Raw genomic sequence first — 19,205 nt, 5'->3', positions numbered from 1 at the left:
CCTCCCTACGGCTTGCCGAGCAGCAGCGCGATGCCCTGGCCGCCGCCGATGCAGAGCGAGACGATCGCGTAGTCGTGCCCCTCGCGCTCCAGCTCGGAGATCGCCTTCGTGGTGATCACCGCGCCGGTCGCCGAGATCGGGTGGCCGAGGCCGACGGCGCCGCCGTTGGGGTTGACCTTGGCGGGATCGAGGTCGAGCTCCTTGACGACCGCGAGCGCCTGCGCGGCGAACGCCTCGTTCAGCTCGAAGACGCCGATCTGGTCGAGCGAGACGCCGGTGCGGTCGAGCACCTTGCGGATCGCCGGCACCGGGCCGATGCCCATGATCTTCGGGTCGACGCCGCAGGAGGCGTAGCCGAGGATGCGCGCTCTGACGGGCGCGCCCAGCTCGGCCGCCTTCTCGGCGCTGAGCAGGACGGTCGCGGCGCCGGCGTCGTTCATGCCGGAGGCGTTGCCGGCGGTGACGGTGCCGCCGTCGCGCTTGAAGACCGGCTTCAGCTTCGCCATCGACTCCAGCGACGCGTCGTCGCGGATGTGCTCGTCGACCTTGAACTCGATCTCGCCCTTGCGCGTCTTGAGCACCACCGGGACGATCTCGTCGACGAACTTGCCGGCGTCGCGCGCGGCGGCGGCGCGGCGGTGCGACTCGACCGCGAAGGCGTCCTGCTCCTCGCGCGTGATCCCATGCTTCTCGGCGAGGTTCTCGGCCGTGACGCCCATCAGGATGTCGTTGAAGGGGTCGGTCAGCGCGCCTGAGACCGGGTCGGTGACGGTCGTCTCGCCCATCCGCGCGCCCCAGCGGCCGGCGGGCAGCCAGTAGGGGCCGCGGCTCATCGACTCGCAGCCGCCGGCCAGCGCGACCTCGACGTCGCCCGACTGGATCGCCTGCGTCGCCGAGACGATCGCCTGCACGCCGGTGCCGCAGAGGCGGTTGACGGTGAAGGCGGGCGTCTCCTTCGGCAGCCCGGCCATCATGCCGACGACGCGCGCCATGTACATGTCTCTCGGCTCGGTGTGGATCACGTTGCCGAAGACGACGTGCTCGACCTGCTCGGGTTGCAGGCCGGCGCGCTCCAGCGCGGCGCGCGCGGCGATCGCGCCCAGCTCGTTCGGCGGCACGTCCTTGAGCGACTTTCCGTAGCCGCCGACCGCGGTGCGGGCGGCGGAGGCGATCACGACTTCGGTCATCGGAACTGGGTCTCCTCGGGATCGGCCGTGCTCGTCGAGCGCGAGCCGGCCGGCGGATGCTCGATCGTGCGGATGCTGCCGGACGGGGCGCGGAAAGCACGCCGATAGGCCTGCGGGCTGGTGCCGACGTGCGCTCTGAAGCGGTCGCGGAAGCTGGTCGCGGAGCCGAAGCCGACGCGCGCCGCCACCAGCTCGACCGGCTCGGCGGTCGTCTCCAGCAGGTGCTGCGCGCGCCGCAGCCGGGCGCGGTGGAGCCAGCGCAGCGGGGTCGTGCCGGTCTGCTCGCGGAAGCGCCGGTTGAGCGTGCGCGTGCTCATCGGCGCCTGCGCGGCGATCTGCTCCAGCGTCAGCTCGCGATGGCAGTTGCGCTCGATCCACTCCAGCAGCGGGCCGAGCGCGACGCTGTCGGGCGCCGGCGGCGGGTGGACGATGTACTGCGCCTGCCCGCCGTCGCGCTCGGGCGGGGTGACGGCGCAGCGGGCGGCGTCGGCGGCGACCGCGGCGCCGTGGTCGCGGCGGACGATGTGGAGGCAGAGGTCGAGTCCCGCGGCCGCTCCGGCGCTCGTCAGCAGCTGACCGTTGTCGACGTAGAGCACGTTCGGGTCGACCGCGACGGCAGGATGGCGCCGGGCCAGCTCCTCGGCGCCGAGCCAGTGGGTCGTCGCCCGCTGCCCGTCGAGCAGGCCGGTCTCGGCGAGCGTGAAGGCGCCGACGCAGATCGAGGCGATCCGCGTGCCGCGCGCGGCCGCCGCGCGCAGCGCCGCGAGCACGGCCGGCGGCGTCGGCTGCAGCGGGTCCTCCAGCCCGGGGACGACGATCGTGTCGGCCCGCGCGAGCGCGTCGAGCCGGTGCGGCGCCCTGATCGTGAAGAGGCCTCTGCCGGCGGTCACGCTGGCGCGCGGGGAGCAGACGATCGTCCGGTACGCCGCGCGCCCGTCGCTCAGCCGCACCCGCCCGAACAGGTCCAGCGGCGTGGCGAGGTCGGACGCGATGACCCCGTCCAGCGCGAGCACGGCGACGAGATGGGCTTCCATCGGCCCATCGTAGCGCTGGCGAGAATCCGTTGACATGTGGCATTTCAGCCACTTGTCTGCCCCGCGGCGCGGTCATACGGTCCCGGGTCGATGACCAAGCTCCTGCTCTCGCTCCACGTGATCGTCGCGATCGTCGCCGTCGGCCCGGTGACGGTCGCCGCGAGCGTCTTCCCGCGCACCGCCCGCGAGGCGGCCGCCGCCCCCGGCGACCCCGGCCCGCTCGCCGCGCTGCGCACGCTCCACCGCATCTGCCGCGTCTACGCGCTGCTGGCCATGCTCGTCCCCGCGCTCGGGCTCGCGACCGCGGGCGCGATGGGCGTGCTCGGCGACGTCTGGCTGACGACCTCGATCTTCCTGACCGGCGTCGCCGGCTTCGTCCTCGCCGGCTTCGTGCTGCCGCTGCAGGAGCGGATCCTGCGCGAGCTGGACGCCCCGGCCGCCGCCTCCGCGATCCCCGCCACCGCCGCCCGCCTCGCGATGACGGTCGGTCTCTTCAACCTGCTGTGGGCGAGCGTGACGGTGCTGATGATCGTCCGGCCCGGCTCGACGACCGGCGCCTGAGGCCGACGCGCGCCCCGATCGCGATGCGCTGGACCCGCCGCGCCGCCGCGCAGCTCAGCCGTCGCCGGCGCTGGCCTGCGCGATCTCGCCCGTCTGCACCGCCCACAGCGCCGCGTAGCGCCCGCGCTCGCGCAGCAGCTCGTCGTGGGTGCCGGCCTCCGCGACACGACCGCCGTCGAGCACGTGGATGCGGTCGGCGTGCCGGATCGTCGAGAGACGGTGGGCGATCACGATCGTCGTGCGCTCGCGGCTGACGCGCAGCAGCGAGCGCTGGATCGCCGCCTCGGTCTCGTTGTCGACCGCCGAGGTCGCCTCGTCGAGCACGAGGATCGCGGGATCGCGCACGAGCGCGCGGGCGATCGTCAGCCGCTGGCGCTGGCCGCCCGAGAGGCGCACGCCGCGCTCGCCGACAGGGGTGTCGTAGCCGTGCGGGAGGGCGGCGACGAACTCGTGCGCCTCGGCCAGCTCGGCCGCGGCGCGCAGTTGCGCGTCGGTCGCGTCCGGGGAGCCGTAGCGGAGGTTGTCGGCGATCGAGCCGTCGAACAGGAAGGTGTCCTGGCCGACGTAGCCGATCGCGCCGCGCAGCTGCTCGAACGCGAGCCCCTCGACCGGCTCGCCGTCGATCGAGACGGTGCCGCTCTCGGCGTCGTAGAGCCGCAGCAGCAGCTTCACGACGGTCGACTTGCCGGCGCCGGTCGGGCCGACGATCGCGTGCGTCTCGCCGGCGGCGACGTCGAGCTCGAGCCCGTCGAGCACGTGCGTGCGGATCTCGCCGTCGCCGTCGCGGTAGACGAAGCGGACGTCGTCGAAGCGGACGGCGCGGCCGCGCGACCCGGCGGCGGCCGGCGGCAGCTCGCGCTCGCCGGGCGAGATCGCGACCGGCGCGTCGATCAGGTCGAGGATCCGCCGCAGCGACGCGGTGCCGCGCTGGTAGAGGTCGAGCGTCTCGCCGAGCGCGGTCAGCGGCCACAGCAGCCGCTGCGTCATGAAGACGAGCACCGAGTACATGCCGATCTCCAGCGTCCCGTTGAGCGTCAGGTGACCGCCGACGACGAGCGTCACCATGAAGCCGCAGAGGATCGCGACCCGGATCACCGGCACGAACGCCGCGCTGAGCGTGATCGCCTCGCGGTTGGCGGCGGCGTAGGAGAGCGACGCCGCGGAGACCCGCTGCGCCTCGCGCCGCTCGGCGCCGAACGCCTTGATCGTCGCGATCCCGCCGAGGTTGCCGCCGATCAGGCCGCCCAGCCGGCCGGCCTCCTCGCGGACGCGCGCGTAACGCGGCTCCAGCCGTCTCTGGAACAGCAGCGAGCCGCCGATGATCACGGGGATCGGCAGGAAGGCGAGCACCGCCAGCAGCGGTGAGATGACGAAGAAGACGACGCCGACGCCGACGACGCTGGTCGCGGTCTGGATGATCTGCAGCGCGCCGACGTCGAGGAATCGTTCGAGCTGGTTGACGTCGTCGTTGAGGATCGTCAGCAATCTGCCGGACTCGCGATCCTCGAACCACGCCAGCTCCAGCTCCTGCACGTGCCCGTAGGCCTCCATCCGCAGGTCGTGCTGGAGGTCCTGCGACAGCGTCCGCCAGGCGCGCTGGGCGAGGTACTCGGTCAGCGACTCCAGCAGCCACACGACCGCGGTCACGCCGGCGAGCACGAACAGCTGCTGCTCGCGGTCGACGATCCCCGTCCACTGGCCGACGAAGCTGCCCTCCTGGCGGACGACGACGTCGATCGCGACGCCGATCAGCAGCTCCGGCAGGATGTCGAAGATCTGGTTGAGGACCGCCCAGACCGTGCCGCGCACGACCTGGCCGCGGTAGCGCGGCGCCCGTCGCCAGAGGCGGACGAGCGGGTTGACGGAGGCGTCTTGCATCAGCAGGGAAGCCTAGGCGTTCGTCTGTCATCGTCTCGCCCCGGTGCCGCTCCGTCGTCTGCTCGTCCCGCTGCTGCTCGCGCTCGTCTGCGCGCCGGCGAGCGCCCGTGCCGCGGCGCCGCCGCCGGCGAGACCACCGGCGCCTGCCCCCGCGGCGCCGACCGCGCGCGCGGCGTGGACGGCGCGGATCGCCGAGGCGGTCGCCGCCCGCGCCCAGCCGCGCGAGCAGGCGCGCGCCGTGCGCTGGCTGTCGCCGCAGGCGCCCTACTGGGGCGGCCCGGAGGTGCTGCTGGTGCTCGGCTCGCGCGAGGTCGACGGGGAGCTGTGGCTCGACCTGCTGGTGAAGGGCATGCCGGCCGGCTCGCACGGCTGGATCCCTGCCTCCGCCGCGCGTCTCGCCCGCACCGACCGCCGCATCGTCGTCGACCTGTCGGAGCGGTCGCTCGTCTTCCAGCGCGGCGGCCGCACGCAGCTGCGCACGCGCGTCGTCGTCGGCGCGCCTGCGACGCCGACCCCGGTCGGCCAGTTCGCCGTCGACGCGATCGCGCCCGAGCCGCGCGGCAGCCTGCTCGGCCCGCGCGTGCTGGCGCTGGTCGCCTACTCGCGCGCGCTCGCCCGCTACCAGGGCGGCATCCCGCAGGCGGCGATCCACGCCTCCGAGCTGATCGGCGACCCGCTCGGCACGGCCGTCTCGCACGGCTGCGTGCGCGCGCCGCAGGCGCTCGTCAACCGTCTGCTGACGCTCGCCCCGCGCGGCACGCCGGTGCTGATCCAGCGCTGAGCCGGCGCGCCGCCGCGCGCCGGCCGCCGCGCGCGCCGCTCAGCGCCCGACGAGCTGGGTCTGCCCGTCGATCAGCTCGACCAGCTGCGGCCAGGCCCCGGCCGGCAGGTCGTGGCCCATGCCGGCGATCGTGACGTGGCGGGCGCCCGGGATCGCGGCCGCGGTCGCCTTCCCGCCGGTCGGCGCGACCATCCGGTCGCGGTCGCCGTGGAGGACGAGCGTCGGCGCGGCGATCGTCGCGACCTCGCGCGTGCGGTCGCCCGACTTGACGATCGCGGCGAGCTGACGCGCGACGCCGGCGGGGTCGTGGCCGCGGTCCCACGCGACGCCGGCGAGCGCTCGCACCTCGGGCTCGTCGAACGGGAAGCCGTGCGAGCCGATGTGGCGCCACAGCACGACCGCGCGCTCGATCGACGCCTCGCGCTCCTTCGACGGCCTGCCGAGCATCAGCCGCAGCGTCGACGGCGCCGGCCGGCCGATGCGGCGGGCGCCGGTCGTCGACATGATCGAGGTCAGCGTCAGCACCCGCTGCGGGCGCTGGGCGGCGAGCGTCTGCCCGATCATCCCGCCCATCGATCTGCCGGCGACGTGGACGCGCTCCAGGTCGAGCGCGTCGAGCAGGCCGGCGGTGTCGCGCGCCATCTCCGCGAGCGTGTACTGGGCCGGCGAGAAGCGCCGCGTCGCCAGCTGCGCCAGCGTCGGCGGGCGCACGCTCGCGCGCGTCGAGCGGCCGACGTCGCGGTTGTCGAAGCGGATCACGTGCAGGCCGCGCGCGGCAAGCTGCCGGCACAGCTCGGCCGGCCATGCGATCGACTGCTGGCCGAGGCCGGAGATCAGCAGCAGCGCCGGGTCGGCCGGGTCGCCGAAGCGCTGCGCGCAGAGCGTGATCTCGCCGCCGACGTCGAGCAGCTGCTCCGCCGGCAGCGGCGCGGTGCCGGTCGCGGTCGCGCCGACCGTCGTCTCGCCGGCGCTCATGCCGCCGCTCCGGTCAGCACGCCGCGCGCCGCCTGGCGGTCGTCCTGCGGCGGGGTCGCGGCACGGCGCGCGACACGCGCGAGGCCGCCGTCCGCGGGCGCGTAGGCGACGCCGCGGAACTTGAGCTTCTCCGGCGCGGCGCCGGTCGGCTCGAGGGTCCAGGTCTGCAGGATCGTGCGCAGGACGACCTCCATCTCCATGTGTGCGAACGTCGCGCCGATGCAGCGGCGGATGCCGCCCCCGAAGGGGATCCACGCGTACGTCTCGGGCATTCTGCCGAGGAACCGCTCGGGCCAGAATCTGAGCGGGTCCGGGAACAGCCGCTCGTCGTAGTGCGTCAGCGCGCCGCCGAGCGCGATGCGGGTGCCGGGCGGCAGCACGTAGCCGCCCAGCTCGAACGGCCGCTTGACGATCCGGATCGAGAACATGATCACCGGGCGCAGCCGCTGGACCTCGCGGATGACGGCGTCGCGGTACTCGCGCCCGCCGTGGTCGACCTCCTCCACCAGCCGTGCGAGCACGTCCGGGCTGCGGCGCAGCCGCTCGACGGTCCAGGCGAGCGTCGCGGCGGTCGTCTCGTGGCCGGCGGCGAGCATCGTCATCAGCTGGTCGCGGATCTCCTCGTCGCGCATCGGCGCGCCGTCCTCGCTGCGGGCCTGCACCATCAGCGCGAGCACGTCGGGACGGTCGGCGAGGCCGGGGTCGCGGCGCGCCTCCTCGATCAGGCCGTCGCAGAGGCGGTCGAACTCGGCGCGCATGCGCGTGAAGCGGCCCCACGGGCTGAGCGGGCCGAGGTCCTTCTGCAGGAGCGGGAAGGGCGTCAGCGCCGAGCCCAGCTCTGTCATCCGCGGGATCAGCCGTTCGAGCCGGTCGAGCAGCTCGTCGTGGGCGCCGAAGACGGCGACGAGGATCGCTCGCAGCGTGATCCGCAGCGTCGACGGCGCCGCCGGGAACTCGACGCCCTGCGGCCAGCCGGCGACCTCCTCGCGCGCGATCCGCTCGATCAGCGGCTCGTACGCCTTCATCCGCTCGCCGTGGAACGGCGGCAGCAGCAGCTTGCGCTGGCGCAGGTGGACGTCCTCGTCGATCACCAGCAGCGAGTTGATGCCGAGCACCGGGCCGAGCGCGCTGCCCTCGCCGGAATAGAGCGTTCTCGGCGAGGCCGTGAAGGTGCGCTTGATCAGCTGCGGGTCGGCGACCGCGACGATGTTGCCGAAGCGGTGGACGCGGACGGTGAAGATGTCGCCGTAGCGCCGCTGCGCCGCGCGCAGGAACGGCCGCAGGCGGGTGACGGTCGCGACGTCCTGCAGCAGCCGCGGGTGGCGCGGCCCGGGCGGCAGCCCGTCGATCGGGGCGCGCGCAGCCGTGTCGGTGGTCGTCGTCTCGGTCCCCTGCATCGCGTCCTCCTGCCCTCCGGGCGGCTCCCGTGATCGCTGGTACGTCGTCGTACCAAGACGGTACCTGCTCGTACCGGGGCTGTCCACCTGGAAGTGAGAGCGCTGCTGCGCCCGCCGGCGCCTCCGCGCGCCGGCTCGGCCCGGCTCGCGCCGGCGGGGGATAACCCCCGGCCGCGATCGGCCCGTGCGCCCCCGCGCGGACGCCACGACGCCCCAGCGACGCCACGCGACGCCGTTGAGAGCGTGCCAGCATGACCTCCACCCGCTCCCTGCGCGCACCGTCGCGCCCCTCGGAGAGCCGCTTCGAACGGCTCGCAGGCTGGTCGATCCGCAACCGCCGCCGCGCGATCGCGCTGTGGTTCGTGACGCTGCTCGTCGTGCTCGGCGGCTCGTTCGGGATCGGCGCCGCCTGGGACAACGACGTCGCGCTGCCCGGGACCGAGTCGCAGCAGGCGCTCGACACGCTCCAGCGCTCGGCGCCGGCACAGGCCGGCGACACCGTCGAGATCGTCATGCGCGATCCAGGCGGCATCCGCACCGGCGCGACGAGAGCACGCGTCGAGTCGATGCTGCAGCGCGTGCAGCGGCTGCCGAACGTCGCCTCCGTCGCCGACCCCTACGCGGCCGGCGCGACGTCGAGAGACGGCACGATCGCGCACGCGACGGTGATGCTCGACGACACCGCCGACAACGTCCCGAGAGCGGCGATCGAGCGGCTGATCGACACCGCCGAGGCGGCCCGCGGCGACGGCCTCCAGGTCGAGCTGGGCGGCGACGCCGTCCGCTACGTCGACGCCGGCGGCGGCGGCGCGGAGTCGATCGGCACGCTCGCCGCGCTGGTGATCCTCGTCTTCCTGTTCGGCTCGCTGCTGGCCGCCAGCATCCCGGTCCTCACCGCGCTCGCCGCGGTCGGCGGGACGACGGCGCTGATCGTGATCGGCTCGCACCTGATCGACGTCGCCGACTACACCCCGGCGCTGATGTCGCTCGTCGGCCTCGGCGTCGGGATCGACTACGCGCTGCTGATCTTCTCGCGCTACCGCAGCGAGCTGCTCGCCGACCGCGACCGCGACGACGCGCTGCGGATCGCGCTCGACACCGCCGGCCGCTCGGTGGTGTTCGCGGGCACGACGGTGATCATCGGCCTGCTCGGCCTGATCGCGCTCGGCATCGGCGTGCTGCAGGGGATCGCGCTCGGCGTCTCGCTGACGGTGCTCGTGACGATGATCGCCTCGCTGACGCTGCTGCCGGCGCTGCTGACGGTCTGCGGCAAGCGGATCGAGCGCAGCGTTCGCAAGCGCGCGCTGAAGGCGCGCCGCCGCGAGCGCGTCGAGGGTGAGAAGTGGCGCCGCTGGGCGGCCTTCGTCCAGCGCCGGCCGGTCGCCGTGATGGCCGTCGCGGGGACGCTGCTGGTGGCGCTCGCGCTGCCGGCGACCGACATGCGGCTCGGCTTCGCCGACGCCGGCAACGACAGCGCCTCCAGCAGCCCGCGCAAGGCCTACGACCTGCTCGCCACCGGCTTCGGCGCGGGCTTCAACGGACCGCTGCTGATCGTCGCCGACGGCGGCTCCGCCGACGCGGCGCAGCAGCTGCGCACGACGCTGGAGCGCACCTCCGGCGTCGCCGCCGTCGCGCCGCTGCAGCGCGCCGACGGCGGCCGCGTCGCGACCGTCGTCGCCTACCCGGACGCGAAGCCGCAGGACGAGCGCACGCAGCAGCTCGTGACGAGCCTGCGCGACGAGACGCTGCCGGCGCTCGCCGCCAGAACGGGCGCGACCTACCTCGTCGGCGGCTCGACCGCCGGCGCCGACGACTACGCGCACGAGGTGCAGGAGCGGCTGCCGCTGTTCGTCGCGATCGTCGTCGGCCTCTCCTCGCTGCTGCTGATGGTCGTCTTCCGCTCGCTGCTGATCCCGCTGAAGGCCGCGATCCTGAACCTGCTCAGCATCGGCGCGGCGCTGGGGGTCATCACGCTCGTCTTCCAGCACGGCCTCTTCGGGATCGAGCCGAGCCCGGTCGACGCGACGATCCCGATCCTGATCTTCGCGATCGTCTTCGGGCTGTCGATGGACTACGAGGTCTTCCTCGTCGGGCGGATGCACGAGGAGTGGGAGCGCAGCGGCGACGCCGACCACGCGGTCCGCGAGGGCCTCGCCGCGACCGGTCGCGTCGTGACGGCGGCGGGCGCGATCATGGTCGTCGTCTTCGCCGCCTTCATGACCAGCCCGGACCGGATGATGAAGCAGTTCGGCCTCGGGCTCGCGGTCGCGATCCTGCTCGACGCGTTCGTGATCCGCTGCCTGATCGTGCCGGCCGCGATGCGGCTGATGGGCCGCTGGGCGTGGTGGACGCCGCGCTGGCTCGGCTTCCTGCTGCCGCGCGTGGCGCTGGAGCGCCGGACCGCCGCGCGCGTCCCATGACGGATGTCATGCCCGATTCCGGACGGGCGGCACTTCCGCTCGGGCCGGGATCGGCGCAGACTCGTCTGCATGGTGAACGACACGGCGACGAGGACGGGCGTCGAGCTGCGCGGCCTCGTCAAGACCTTCCGCTCCGCTGACGGTCCCGTCCGCGCCGTCCGCGGCATCGACGTCACGATCGCGGCCGGGCAGACCGTCGCGCTGCTCGGCCCCAACGGCGCCGGCAAGTCGACCACGATCGACATGCTGCTCGGCCTCGCGGAGCCCGACGCCGGCTCGGTCAGCGTCTTCGGCATGGCGCCGACGGCCGCGATCGACGCCGGCGCGGTCGGCGCGATGCTGCAGACCGGCGCGCTGGTGCGCGACCTGACGGTGCGCGAGCTGGTCACGATGATGGCCTCGCTCTACCCGGCGCCGATGGCGGTCGAGGAGGTGCTGGAGCTGGCCGGGATCGAGCAGATCGCCGCCCAGCGCACGAACAAGCTCTCCGGCGGGCAGACGCAGCGGGTGCGGGCGGCGGTCGCGCTCGTCAGCGACCCCGGCCTGCTCGTGCTGGACGAGCCGACGGTCGCGATGGACGTCGAGGGCCGCCACGCCTTCTGGACGACGATGCGCGCCTTCGCCGCGCGCGGCAAGACGATCGTCTTCGCGACCCACTACCTCGACGAGGCCGACGCCTACGCCGACCGCGCCGTCCTGATGGCGCGCGGCCGCGTCGTCGCCGACGGGCCGACGACCGAGATCAAGGCGATGGTCGGCGCGCGCACGATCCGCGCGACGCTGCCGGACGTGCCGCTCTCCGCGCTCGGCCGGCTGCCCGGCGTCGTCAACGCCGACCGCCACGGCGACGCGGTGATCCTCGCCTGCAGCGACTCCGACGCCGCGGTCCGGGCGCTGCTCGACGAGCACGCCGAGGCGCGCGACCTGGAGATCAGCGGCGCCGGCCTCGAACAGGCCTTCCTGCAGCTGACCGGCGGCGAGGACGACGACGAACACGACCCGCGCGGCGACAGCGCCGCCGCGGCCGAGGAGACGCTGCGATGAACGCCACCTACATGCGCTTCGAGCTGCTGCGGACCTTCCGCAACGGCCGCTTCTTCATCTTCTCGTTCGCCTTCCCGCTGATCCTCTTCTTCGTGATCGCGGGCCCGAACAAGGGCGAGACCGACTTCGAGGGGACCGGGATCTCGGCGCCGCTCTACTACATGATCGGGCTGGCGGCGTTCGGCGCGATGATGGCGACGATCAGCTCCGGCGCCCGCATCGCCGGCGAGCGCTCGGTCGGCTGGAACCGGCAGCTGCGGATCACGCCGCTGCACGCCGGCTCCTATCTCGGCGCGAAGGTGCTGACCGCCTACGTGATGGCGACGCTCTCGATCCTCTTGATGTACGCCGCCGGCACGATCCTCGGCGTCCGCCTGGCGGCGGCCGACTGGCTCGCGATGACCGGCCTGATCCTCGTCGGGCTGATCCCCTTCGCGGCGCTCGGCGTGCTGATCGGGCACCTGCTGACGGTCGACTCGATCGGGCCGGTGATGGGCGGGGTCGCCTCGCTGCTGGCGCTGCTCGGCGGCACCTGGTTCCCGGTCACCTCCGGCTTCATGTACGACCTCGCGCGCTGCCTGCCCTCCTACTGGCTGGTGCAGGCGAGCCACGTCTCGATCGGCGGCGGGGGCTGGGGCGCCCAGGGCTGGGCGGTGATCGCCGCCTGGTCGGTCGTCCTCTCGCTGCTGGCGGCGCGCGCGTATCGCAGGGACACGAAGCGGGTCTGAGCCGCGCGCCGCCGGGCGTGAGCGCGCGCCGCCGGGCGGGCTATGCGGTGACGACCCGCGCGCTGCTGGTGCGCACGCGCGCGGCCATCACCGAGACGATCGCCGCCAGCACCACGACGAGCGAGCCGAAGATGCGGAAGGTGTCGTCGAGGCTGATGTGCGTCACGACGACGCCGGCGACGATCGCCGGGATCGCCAGCGACGCGTAGGCGACGACGTAGAAGGCCGACATCACCTCGGCGCGGTGCTGCGGCGGGATCACCGCCGTCAGCGAGCGCAGCGCGCCGAGGAAGGCGACGCCCCAGCCGGCGCCGGTCAGCGCGCTGGCGAGGATGAAGAAGACGGTCGACCCGGTCGACAGCGAGGCCACGATCAGCGCCATCCCGAGGCCGAGCACCGCCGCCCCGACCGACGCGAGCCGGTGCGGATCGACCTCGTGCCACAGCAGCTGGGTGACGACGCCGGGCAGCGTCAGCGCCATGATCGCGATGCCGCCGGCGAGGTGGTTCTGCGTGTGCAGCATCTCGGAGGCGAGCCGCGGGCCGAGCGAGAGGTAGATGCCGCCGATCGACCAGGAGGCGAGCACCGCGAGCGCGGCGAGCGTGAAGGCGCCGCGTATCTGCGGCGGTATGCGCGGGATCTGCAGCGCCAGCGCGGGACGCGAGCGGTCCCTGACCGGCTCGGGCAGCAGCAGCGTGCCGACCAGCGCGACGGCGAAGAGGACGCCGAGCACGACGAACGGGACGACCTTCGGCGCCGGGCCGTACTGCACGAGCGCCGCGGAGACGATCGAGCCGAAGCCCATCCCGGCCGCGCTGACGGTGCCGTTGACGAGGCCGACCCGACGCGGGTCGGCGGCGGGATGGAGGTCGATCAGCGCAGCGCCCGCGGCGCCGAGCGCAAGGCCGGTCGAGACGCCCTGGAGCGCTCGCGCGACGAACAGCCACGCGACCGACTCCGCGAGCGCGAAGACGATCGTCGAGGCGACGAGGCCGGTGAGGGCGGTCAGGATCACGGGACGGCGGCCGACGTCGTCGGAGATCGACCCGGCTGCCAGCAGCGCGCCGAGCACGCCGATGCAGTAGACGGCGTAGACGAGCGTCAGCGTGATCGTCGAGAACTGCCAGTCCTGCTGATACACCCCATACAGCGGCGACGGCGCCGCCGACGCCGCGAGCGCGAGGCCGATGATGGCCGCGACGACCGCGAAGGCGGGGATGCCGGTGAGCCGCCGCGGGGCTGCAGCGACTGCGGTTGTGGGGGTGTCGGAGGACACGAGGGGCTCCTTGAGAAGTTCCAAGTTCTTCGAACTACTGTTGTACCATAGTACGAGCAATGTCGAACCAAGTTCGAGAGATCCCTCATCCGGCGGCCGAAGAGATCGAGCTTGCCGCGGTCCTGCGGATGTGCGGCGAGCCGGTCCGGCTGGAGATGGTGAGGACGCTGGCGGCCGCCGGCGGCGAGCTGAAGTCGGGTCAGCTGACCGGTGCCGTCGGGCTGCCGACCTCGACCTGCTCCTACCACCTGCGGCTGCTGCGCGAGGCGGGCGTCACGCGCACCCGCGCCGCCGGCACCGAGCGCTACATCTCCCTGCGACGCGACGATCTCGACCGGCGCTTTCCCGGCCTGCTCGAGATCCTCGTCCGCGGCTGAGCGGGTCGGACGCCGTCGCGCCTGCCGCCGGCGCCGGCCGGCGCGGGCCGCCGAACCGCCGCCGTCAGCACGCGACCGCGACGTCGGTCCGCAGGAAGTCACCTCCCTTGAACAGCAGCGGTCGATCGAGCGTGTGCGCGAGCGCGCAGCTGATCCAGCCGCCCGCATCGAGCCATGCCGGGGCCGGTCCGCTGCCGAACGAGCGGCAGCAGTCGGCGGCGGCGCTCGCGAGCGCGTCGTCGACCGGGACGCGCCTGAGCCCGAGCGCGTGCACCAGGTGGTCGAGCTGCGTCGCGCCGACGGCGCCGAAGCGGTCGACCAGCGCCTGAGCGCACTCGACGAACGCGACGTTCGAGAGCAGCGGATCGGTCGCGCGCAGAAGCGCGCCGCTGAACTGGCGCGCCTCCGGCTCGTCGCTGACGATCGCCAGCAGCGCTGAGCTGTCGACGACCATCAGCAGGGAGGTGTCGCGTCGTCGGGCACGAGCGCCGGGCCGTAGGCGGCGTCGCTGTGGAGCGGGAGGTGGGCGAGCGTGGTGACGAACTCGTGGATCGCCTTGAGCCGCTGCTCTGGCGATGGCTGCAGTGCGCGTTCTCGCCGCAGCTGCATGCGGAGGGCGAAGGCGATCGCGTCGTCGACGGAGCTGTCGAGCAGCTCGGCGAGGTCGCATGCGGCCCGCACCGTCGCGGTCGATTCAATCTGCAGGACCAGCTCAGTTGAGAGGCCACAGGGCGGAGCAAGATCGCTCCACACGTCAGATGTTGTGTCTGGAATGGAAGGCTTCATGGCCAGACAGGTTGCCGAGGAAGGTGTTACAGATCTACACGCATTTGTAAATTAACTCGCGCGATCGAGCGAACAGGCGTTCGAGCGTCTAGGCTGGGGGCATGGCCACGACGATCACGCCCGATTTCGAAGCCCAGACGCTCGCGAGACTGCAGACCCTCACCGGCAACCCGGCGGCGGGATTCCGCGACGGACAGCTCGAAGCGATCCACGACCTCGTCGCCGATCGTGCCCGCGTGCTGTGCGTGCAACGGACCGGCTGGGGCAAGTCCGGCGTCTACTTCGTGGCGACCTCGCTCCTGCGCGCGCAGGGAGCCGGCCCGACGCTGATCGTCTCGCCGCTGCTGGCGCTGATGCGCAACCAGATCGCCGGCGCCGAGCGGCTGGGGCTGCGCGCGCGGACGATCAACTCGACCAACCGCGACGACTGGGACGAGATCCGTGCCGGGCTCGCCGGGGACAGCGTCGACCTGCTGCTGATCTCGCCGGAGCGCCTCAACAACCCGCGCTTCCGCGACGAGATGCTGCCGTTGTTCGCCAGCTCTGTCGGGCTGCTCGTGATCGACGAGGCCCACTGCATCTCGGACTGGGGCCACGACTTCCGGCCCGACTACCGCCGCGTCAAGGACATGCTCTCTGCGCTGCCGCCGCAGGTCGCGGTGCTCGGGACGACGGCGACCGCGAACGATCGCGTCGTCTCCGACGTGCTGGAGCAGCTGGGTGTCGGCGTCGGGGCTGGCGAGGGGGCGGCCGGCAACGACGCCGAGGCGCTGCGCTCCTACCGCGGGCCGCTTGGCCGCAGCTCGCTGCGGCTGGAGACGCTCGAGCTGCCGAGACCCGCGGAGCGGCTCGCCTGGCTGGTCGAGCGGCTGCCGCAGCTGCCCGGCTCCGGGATCGTCTACACGCTCACCAAGCGCGACGCCGAGCAGGTCGCGTCGTTCCTGGTCGCGAACGGGATCTCGGCGCTGGCGTACAGCGGTGAGCAGGAGACCGAGCGACGGATCGAGGCGGAGGAGCGGCTGCTGCGCAACGAGGTGAAGGCGCTGGTCGCGACGAGCGCGCTCGGGATGGGCTACGACAAGGCCGATCTCGAGTTCGTCGTCCACTACCAGGCGCCGGGCTCGGTCGTCTCCTACTACCAGCAGGTCGGGCGCGCGGGGCGCGGGGTGGAGAGCGCCGAGGTGGTGCTGCTGCGCGGCAGCGAGGATCGCCGCATCCAGGACTTCTTCATCGAGCAGGCGTTCCCCGCGCGGGAGAAGGTCGAGGCGGTGCTGGAGGAGCTGCGCGTCGCGTCCGCCTCCGGGAGCGGGCGCACCAGCCGGGAGCTGATGGCGGTCGTCAACCTCGGCGCGGGGCGGATCGAGGCGATGCTGAAGATCCTCGACGTCGAGGGCGCGGTCATGCGCGACGGGACGCGCTGGCGGGCGGTCGAGGGCAGCGAGTGGACCTACGACGGCGACCGCTACGCGCAGATCACCGCGCTGCGACGGGAGGAGCAGGCGGCGATGGCGGCGTTCGGCGTCGACGGGCGCTGTCTGATGCGGGTGCTCCAGGAGGAGCTGGACGATCCGGCGCCGGCCGACTGCGGCCGCTGCTCGGTCTGCGCGGGGCCGCGCTACGCCGCGCCGCCGTCGGCCGCGCTCGTCGAACAGGCGCAACGGCATCTGCGTTCCCGGCCGATCGTGCTCGAACAGCGCAAGATGGCGCCCGATCCGGGCGGGACGATGCGCAAGATCCCGGTCGACGCGCTGGTCGAGCCGGGCTGGGCGCTGGCGCGCTTCGGCGACGGCGGGTGGTGGCCGGCGATCGAGCGGGGACTGAACGCCGGCCAGGTCGACGACGAGGTGGTCGCCGGGCTGGTGGAGGCGCTCAAGCGCGGCGGCGCGCGGCCGGCATGGGTGACGAGCGTCCCGTCGGCGGCCCACGGGGCGGCCGTCGACCGGTTGTCCGAGGCGGTCGCGCAGCAGCTCGGCGTGCCCTGCCTGCGGCTGCTGGAGCGGTGCGACGCGCGGCCACCGCAGCGCGAGATGGCCAACGCGGCGCAGCAGGCGGCGAACGTGCGCGGGGCGTTCGCGGTCGTCGGTCAGCCGCCGGCCGGCGTCGGGGTGCTGGTCGACGATCGGCGGCTGTCGGGCTTCACGCTCGCGATGACCGGCGGGCAGCTGCGACGGGCGGGTGCGGAGGCGGTGGTGCCGTTGACGCTCGCGACGCTCGGGTGAGCGGCGGTCAGCTGGAGCCGAAGTCGGTGGTGAAGGTCGCGCCGGAGCGGGCCATCGCGGCAGAGGCGTCGACCGGCACACCGCGGGCGATCCCGAGGCCGATGGAGCGGAAGCGGCCGTTGAGGATGTTGCTGCGGTGGCCGGGGCTGCGCATCCAGCCGGCGACGATGCTGGCCGGCTCGGACAGGTTGCCGCTGCCCCAGGCGAGGTTCTCGCCGACCGACCAGGAGCCGCGGGGCGAGTAGCGGGCGCGGCGGATGCGGTCGACGAAGGTGACGTTGCCCGGGGCGGTGTGGTCGAAGAAGCTGCGACGGACCATGTCGCGCGAGTGGCCGCGGGCGGCGCTGGCGAGGGCGTCGTTGGAGCGCAGCGGGCGCAGGCCATGGGCGGCCCGCTGCTGGTTCAGCAGGCAGAGGGTGGCGCGGTGGGCGGCGCCGGCATCCTCCGCGGGCGTCGTGTGAACGTCGGCGCAGCGGGCGGCGAGGGCGCTCGTGGACGCCGCCAGGAGCGCGACGATGGCGAGCGACGCCGCCGTGAGCCACGCGCGGAACCCCGATGGACGTTGCAACCCGACTCCTGACATTCGAGCGCCCGCACCAGTCTCGAATGCCTCATTCGTTCGGCAGCCCGGCTGACTCCTCTGTCGTGATCAGGAGTCCCGTGGCTTTGCGTCCCACCCTCACGAGCGGTTTGCCTTTTTCGAGCGGCGAGCTGCGGTTCGGCATCGACCTTACCCGGCAAGCGGAGCGCCGATGCGTCAAACGGACGTTTGGCCGGGGAGGCTGTGCGAGGTCAGAGACGTTCTGCGATGCCGGGATAGCGACGCACGAGACCGTCCGCGTCGAGCAGCAGCTCGGCGCTGAAGCCGCCCGGCTGGCTGAAGCGCACCTGCTCGGGTGCGAGGTGCTCGTAGCGCTGCTCGTCGGCGTGGATCCGCAGGTCCGGCACCGACACCCACGCCATCGTGAACGCCCGCTCGCCGGGCTCGCGATCGAGCCTGTGACGGCGAATCGGCATCAGGTTCGTCAGCGGCGAGAAGGCGAGATCGCAGTCGAGCGCCGCCGGGCCGAGCGCAGCAGCCGCCGCCGGCGGCAGGCCCGGCGCCGGCAACGCGCCGCCGGCGGACTCGCCGTCCGGCAGGCCCGGCGCTGACAATGGGGACTCGCCGTCAGGCAGCCTCGGCGCCGGCAGCTCGACGGCGGGCTCGCCCTCGGCCTCCGCGCCGCACTGCCAGGCGCCGTCGTCGCCGCGCAGCAGGTCGATCGAGCGGCGCCAGCCGTCGCCGGCGATCGCGACGCGCAGGTGGCGGGTCACGAAGCCGCCGGCCGGCGCGCGGCCGGTCGCGTCGAGCGCGTAGTCGAGGCGGTACGGCAGCCGGTGGGCGCCGAGCTGCGTGCCGGTCGCGCGCAGGCCGTCGTCGCCGATCTCGACGCGCGCCGCTTCCGCCGTCCACTCGTCGAGCCCGCGCCAGAGGATCATCCGCCGCACCATGGGGACCATCATCCCAGGGGGCCGGGACGCGCGGACGCCGTCGCGGTCAGCGCGAGCCGAAGTCGGTCGTGTAGGTGGCGCCGGACGCTGCGGCGGCGCTTGCGGTCGCGACCGGGACGCCGGCCGCTATGCCGATCCCGATCGAGCGGAAGGCGGGGTCGAGGATGTTCGCGCGGTGCTCGGGGCTGTGCATCCAGCCGCTGACGACCGCGCTCGGCGCGGCCGGATCGCCCATCCCCCAGGCGAGGTTCTCGCCCAGCTTGGCGGCGCCGCCGCGGGCGTACCGCGCTCTCGTGATGCGACGGACGAACGTCACCCTGCCCGGCGCGGTGTGGGCGAAGTACCTGCGCCGCACCATGTCGCGCGAGTGGCCGTCGGCGGCGGTCGTCAACCTCGGGTTGCGCCGCAACGGCGACAAGTGACGCGCCGCCCGCTCGCGGTTGAGCATGCAGAGGATCGCCTCGGCGGCCAGCTCCGGCTCGGCGCTCGCGAGCACCTCGACGTGCTCGCAGCCGCCGCGCGCGGCCTCGCTCGCAAGGGGTGAGGGCGCGGCGGCCTCGCTCGCGAAGGGTGAGGGAGGCGCGGCCTCGCTCGCCAGCGGCGCGGGGCTTGCGGCGCTGCTCGCCAGCGGCGCCGTGGCCGCCATCACCACACCCGCGGACGCCGCGCCGACCAGCGCCAGGCGGGCGGCTGCGGACAGGGGGCGGCGACGTGGCGGAGACGGCACGGCGGAAACCTAACGACGCGCTCCTCCCCAGATGTGATCGTTCTGTTGGAGGCGCGGCACGCTCACCAGACGGCGAGCGTGCCGTCGAAGCGCAGGCTCTGGGCCGGCGCCGTGAAGAGGCAGCCGCTGCCGATCAGCTGGCCGTGCTGCCCGGCCGGGTCGAGCCAGCCGGCGGTCAGGACGCCCTCGGCGGAGAACTGGTCGAGTCTGACGGCGAACGGACGGCTGGCGCGCGTCGGCTCGAGGTCACCGGCCCACAGCAGCGTGCCGACCACCGACAGCACGCAGTGGATCGCCGGAGTCGGCGGGTCCGCCACGCTCCAA

Annotated in this window: 19 protein-coding genes and 1 riboswitch; of the genes, 7 read left to right on the top strand and 12 right to left on the bottom strand. The window is 73.6% G+C overall.

Annotated elements, in window-relative coordinates:
- Positions 1–5: 5 nt before the first annotated feature.
- On the bottom strand, positions 6–1,187 hold the full coding sequence (gene bktB / locus Q7L73_RS04220) for a beta-ketothiolase BktB (RefSeq protein ID WP_304689540.1): 1,182 nt from the start codon (positions 1,185–1,187) through the stop codon (positions 6–8).
- Positions 1,184–2,221, bottom strand: coding sequence for a GlxA family transcriptional regulator (locus Q7L73_RS04215; protein ID WP_304689542.1), 1,038 nt, complete (start codon positions 2,219–2,221; stop codon positions 1,184–1,186). Before Q7L73_RS04215 ends, bktB begins: the two co-directional genes overlap by 4 nt.
- 90 nt (positions 2,222–2,311) lie before the next feature.
- On the opposite strand from Q7L73_RS04215, the gene Q7L73_RS04210 reads away from it, so the two are divergent.
- Positions 2,312–2,782 carry a hypothetical protein gene (locus Q7L73_RS04210; protein ID WP_304689544.1) on the top strand — a complete coding sequence of 157 codons (471 nt, stop codon included), beginning with the start codon at positions 2,312–2,314 and terminating at the stop codon, positions 2,780–2,782.
- A 54-nt stretch (positions 2,783–2,836) separates the two neighbouring features.
- On the opposite strand, the gene Q7L73_RS04205 is transcribed toward Q7L73_RS04210, so the two are convergent.
- Complete coding sequence (locus Q7L73_RS04205) at positions 2,837–4,660, bottom strand: ABC transporter ATP-binding protein (RefSeq protein WP_304689549.1); 1,824 nt, start codon at positions 4,658–4,660, stop codon at positions 2,837–2,839.
- Between the two features lie 43 nt (positions 4,661–4,703).
- On the opposite strand from Q7L73_RS04205, the gene Q7L73_RS04200 reads away from it, so the two are divergent.
- On the top strand, positions 4,704–5,441 hold the full coding sequence (locus Q7L73_RS04200) for a L,D-transpeptidase (protein WP_304689551.1): 738 nt from the start codon (positions 4,704–4,706) through the stop codon (positions 5,439–5,441).
- A 39-nt stretch (positions 5,442–5,480) separates the two neighbouring features.
- Here the strand turns inward: Q7L73_RS04200 and Q7L73_RS04195 are convergent, their stop codons facing one another.
- Entirely contained in the window at positions 5,481–6,416 is a 936-nt protein-coding gene (locus tag Q7L73_RS04195) for an alpha/beta fold hydrolase (protein ID WP_304689553.1), read from the bottom strand.
- Positions 6,413–7,813, bottom strand: coding sequence for a cytochrome P450 (locus tag Q7L73_RS04190; RefSeq protein WP_304689559.1), 1,401 nt, complete (start codon positions 7,811–7,813; stop codon positions 6,413–6,415). Before Q7L73_RS04190 ends, Q7L73_RS04195 begins: the two co-directional genes overlap by 4 nt.
- Positions 7,814–8,064: 251 nt before the next feature.
- Between Q7L73_RS04190 and Q7L73_RS04185 the strand changes: the two genes are divergently transcribed.
- The 3 genes from Q7L73_RS04185 (at position 8,065) to Q7L73_RS04175 (ending at position 12,005) form a co-directional block, all read left to right on the top strand.
- Positions 8,065–10,233: an MMPL family transporter gene (locus Q7L73_RS04185; protein WP_304689564.1), complete on the top strand. Its 2,169-nt coding sequence runs from the start codon at positions 8,065–8,067 to the stop codon at positions 10,231–10,233.
- 69 nt (positions 10,234–10,302) lie between these two features.
- Positions 10,303–11,277, top strand: a complete 975-nt coding sequence (locus Q7L73_RS04180) for an ABC transporter ATP-binding protein (RefSeq protein ID WP_304689566.1) — start codon at positions 10,303–10,305, stop codon at positions 11,275–11,277.
- Positions 11,274–12,005, top strand: coding sequence for an ABC transporter permease (locus Q7L73_RS04175; RefSeq protein WP_304689573.1), 732 nt, complete (start codon positions 11,274–11,276; stop codon positions 12,003–12,005). The genes Q7L73_RS04180 and Q7L73_RS04175 overlap by 4 nt, the downstream gene beginning before the upstream one ends.
- 40 nt (positions 12,006–12,045) lie before the next feature.
- On the opposite strand, the gene Q7L73_RS04170 is transcribed toward Q7L73_RS04175, so the two are convergent.
- The gene (locus Q7L73_RS04170) at positions 12,046–13,281 is read right to left on the bottom strand and encodes an MFS transporter (protein WP_304689575.1); all 1,236 of its coding nucleotides are present in this window, start codon (positions 13,279–13,281) and stop codon (positions 12,046–12,048) included.
- Between the two features lie 59 nt (positions 13,282–13,340).
- Here Q7L73_RS04170 and Q7L73_RS04165 point away from each other — a divergent pair, with 59 nt between their 5' ends.
- Complete coding sequence (locus Q7L73_RS04165; RefSeq protein WP_304689578.1) at positions 13,341–13,658, top strand: helix-turn-helix transcriptional regulator; 318 nt, start codon at positions 13,341–13,343, stop codon at positions 13,656–13,658.
- 64 nt (positions 13,659–13,722) lie between these two features.
- Here Q7L73_RS04165 and Q7L73_RS04160 read toward each other — a convergent pair whose 3' ends face one another.
- Entirely contained in the window at positions 13,723–14,112 is a 390-nt protein-coding gene (locus tag Q7L73_RS04160; RefSeq protein WP_304689582.1) for a type II toxin-antitoxin system VapC family toxin, read from the bottom strand.
- Positions 14,112–14,444 (bottom strand): type II toxin-antitoxin system VapB family antitoxin, encoded by a 333-nt coding sequence (locus Q7L73_RS04155; protein WP_304689587.1) that lies wholly within the window; start codon positions 14,442–14,444, stop codon positions 14,112–14,114. Before Q7L73_RS04155 ends, Q7L73_RS04160 begins: the two co-directional genes overlap by 1 nt.
- Positions 14,445–14,545: 101 nt before the next feature.
- Between Q7L73_RS04155 and Q7L73_RS04150 the strand changes: the two genes are divergently transcribed.
- On the top strand, positions 14,546–16,663 hold the full coding sequence (locus Q7L73_RS04150) for a RecQ family ATP-dependent DNA helicase (RefSeq protein WP_304689588.1): 2,118 nt from the start codon (positions 14,546–14,548) through the stop codon (positions 16,661–16,663).
- A gap of 7 nt (positions 16,664–16,670) precedes the next feature.
- Here Q7L73_RS04150 and Q7L73_RS04145 read toward each other — a convergent pair whose 3' ends face one another.
- The 4 genes from Q7L73_RS04145 to Q7L73_RS04130 form a co-directional block, all read right to left on the bottom strand.
- The gene (locus tag Q7L73_RS04145) at positions 16,671–17,231 is read right to left on the bottom strand and encodes a CAP domain-containing protein (RefSeq protein ID WP_304689590.1); all 561 of its coding nucleotides are present in this window, start codon (positions 17,229–17,231) and stop codon (positions 16,671–16,673) included.
- Between the two features lie 50 nt (positions 17,232–17,281).
- Positions 17,282–17,368, bottom strand: a riboswitch (cyclic di-GMP riboswitch).
- Between the two features lie 87 nt (positions 17,369–17,455).
- Positions 17,456–18,154 carry a putative glycolipid-binding domain-containing protein gene (locus Q7L73_RS04140; protein ID WP_304689593.1) on the bottom strand — a complete coding sequence of 233 codons (699 nt, stop codon included), beginning with the start codon at positions 18,152–18,154 and terminating at the stop codon, positions 17,456–17,458.
- Positions 18,155–18,200: 46 nt separating this feature from the next.
- The gene (locus Q7L73_RS04135; protein WP_304689595.1) at positions 18,201–18,800 is read right to left on the bottom strand and encodes a CAP domain-containing protein; all 600 of its coding nucleotides are present in this window, start codon (positions 18,798–18,800) and stop codon (positions 18,201–18,203) included.
- Between the two features lie 143 nt (positions 18,801–18,943).
- Complete coding sequence (locus Q7L73_RS04130) at positions 18,944–19,198, bottom strand: hypothetical protein (RefSeq protein ID WP_304689597.1); 255 nt, start codon at positions 19,196–19,198, stop codon at positions 18,944–18,946.
- Positions 19,199–19,205 lie beyond the last annotated feature (7 nt).

Source organism: Conexibacter sp. CPCC 205762 (assembly GCF_030646155.1).
In the GTDB taxonomy this organism is placed as follows: Bacteria; Actinomycetota; Thermoleophilia; order Solirubrobacterales; family Solirubrobacteraceae; genus Conexibacter.
The sequence above is the reverse complement of the archived record's forward strand: the minus strand, read 5'-3'. Positions and strand labels throughout refer to the sequence as shown.

What these genes read in the sequence shown, in the direction of transcription:
- bktB (WP_304689540.1), bottom strand. Translation starts at nt 1,187, where the DNA reads ATGACCGAAGTCGTGATCGCCTCCGCCGCCCGCACCGCGGTCGGCGGC.
- Q7L73_RS04215 (WP_304689542.1), bottom strand. Translation starts at nt 2,221, where the DNA reads ATGGAAGCCCATCTCGTCGCCGTGCTCGCGCTGGACGGGGTCATCGCG.
- Q7L73_RS04210 (WP_304689544.1), top strand. Translation starts at nt 2,312, where the DNA reads ATGACCAAGCTCCTGCTCTCGCTCCACGTGATCGTCGCGATCGTCGCC.
- Q7L73_RS04205 (WP_304689549.1), bottom strand. Translation starts at nt 4,660, where the DNA reads ATGCAAGACGCCTCCGTCAACCCGCTCGTCCGCCTCTGGCGACGGGCG.
- Q7L73_RS04195 (WP_304689553.1), bottom strand. Translation starts at nt 6,416, where the DNA reads ATGAGCGCCGGCGAGACGACGGTCGGCGCGACCGCGACCGGCACCGCG.
- Q7L73_RS04190 (WP_304689559.1), bottom strand. Translation starts at nt 7,813, where the DNA reads ATGCAGGGGACCGAGACGACGACCACCGACACGGCTGCGCGCGCCCCG.
- Q7L73_RS04185 (WP_304689564.1), top strand. Translation starts at nt 8,065, where the DNA reads ATGACCTCCACCCGCTCCCTGCGCGCACCGTCGCGCCCCTCGGAGAGC.
- Q7L73_RS04180 (WP_304689566.1), top strand. Translation starts at nt 10,303, where the DNA reads ATGGTGAACGACACGGCGACGAGGACGGGCGTCGAGCTGCGCGGCCTC.
- Q7L73_RS04175 (WP_304689573.1), top strand. Translation starts at nt 11,274, where the DNA reads ATGAACGCCACCTACATGCGCTTCGAGCTGCTGCGGACCTTCCGCAAC.
- Q7L73_RS04165 (WP_304689578.1), top strand. Translation starts at nt 13,341, where the DNA reads ATGTCGAACCAAGTTCGAGAGATCCCTCATCCGGCGGCCGAAGAGATC.
- Q7L73_RS04160 (WP_304689582.1), bottom strand. Translation starts at nt 14,112, where the DNA reads ATGGTCGTCGACAGCTCAGCGCTGCTGGCGATCGTCAGCGACGAGCCG.
- Q7L73_RS04155 (WP_304689587.1), bottom strand. Translation starts at nt 14,444, where the DNA reads ATGAAGCCTTCCATTCCAGACACAACATCTGACGTGTGGAGCGATCTT.
- Q7L73_RS04150 (WP_304689588.1), top strand. Translation starts at nt 14,546, where the DNA reads ATGGCCACGACGATCACGCCCGATTTCGAAGCCCAGACGCTCGCGAGA.
- Q7L73_RS04140 (WP_304689593.1), bottom strand. Translation starts at nt 18,154, where the DNA reads ATGGTGCGGCGGATGATCCTCTGGCGCGGGCTCGACGAGTGGACGGCG.
- Q7L73_RS04135 (WP_304689595.1), bottom strand. Translation starts at nt 18,800, where the DNA reads ATGGCGGCCACGGCGCCGCTGGCGAGCAGCGCCGCAAGCCCCGCGCCG.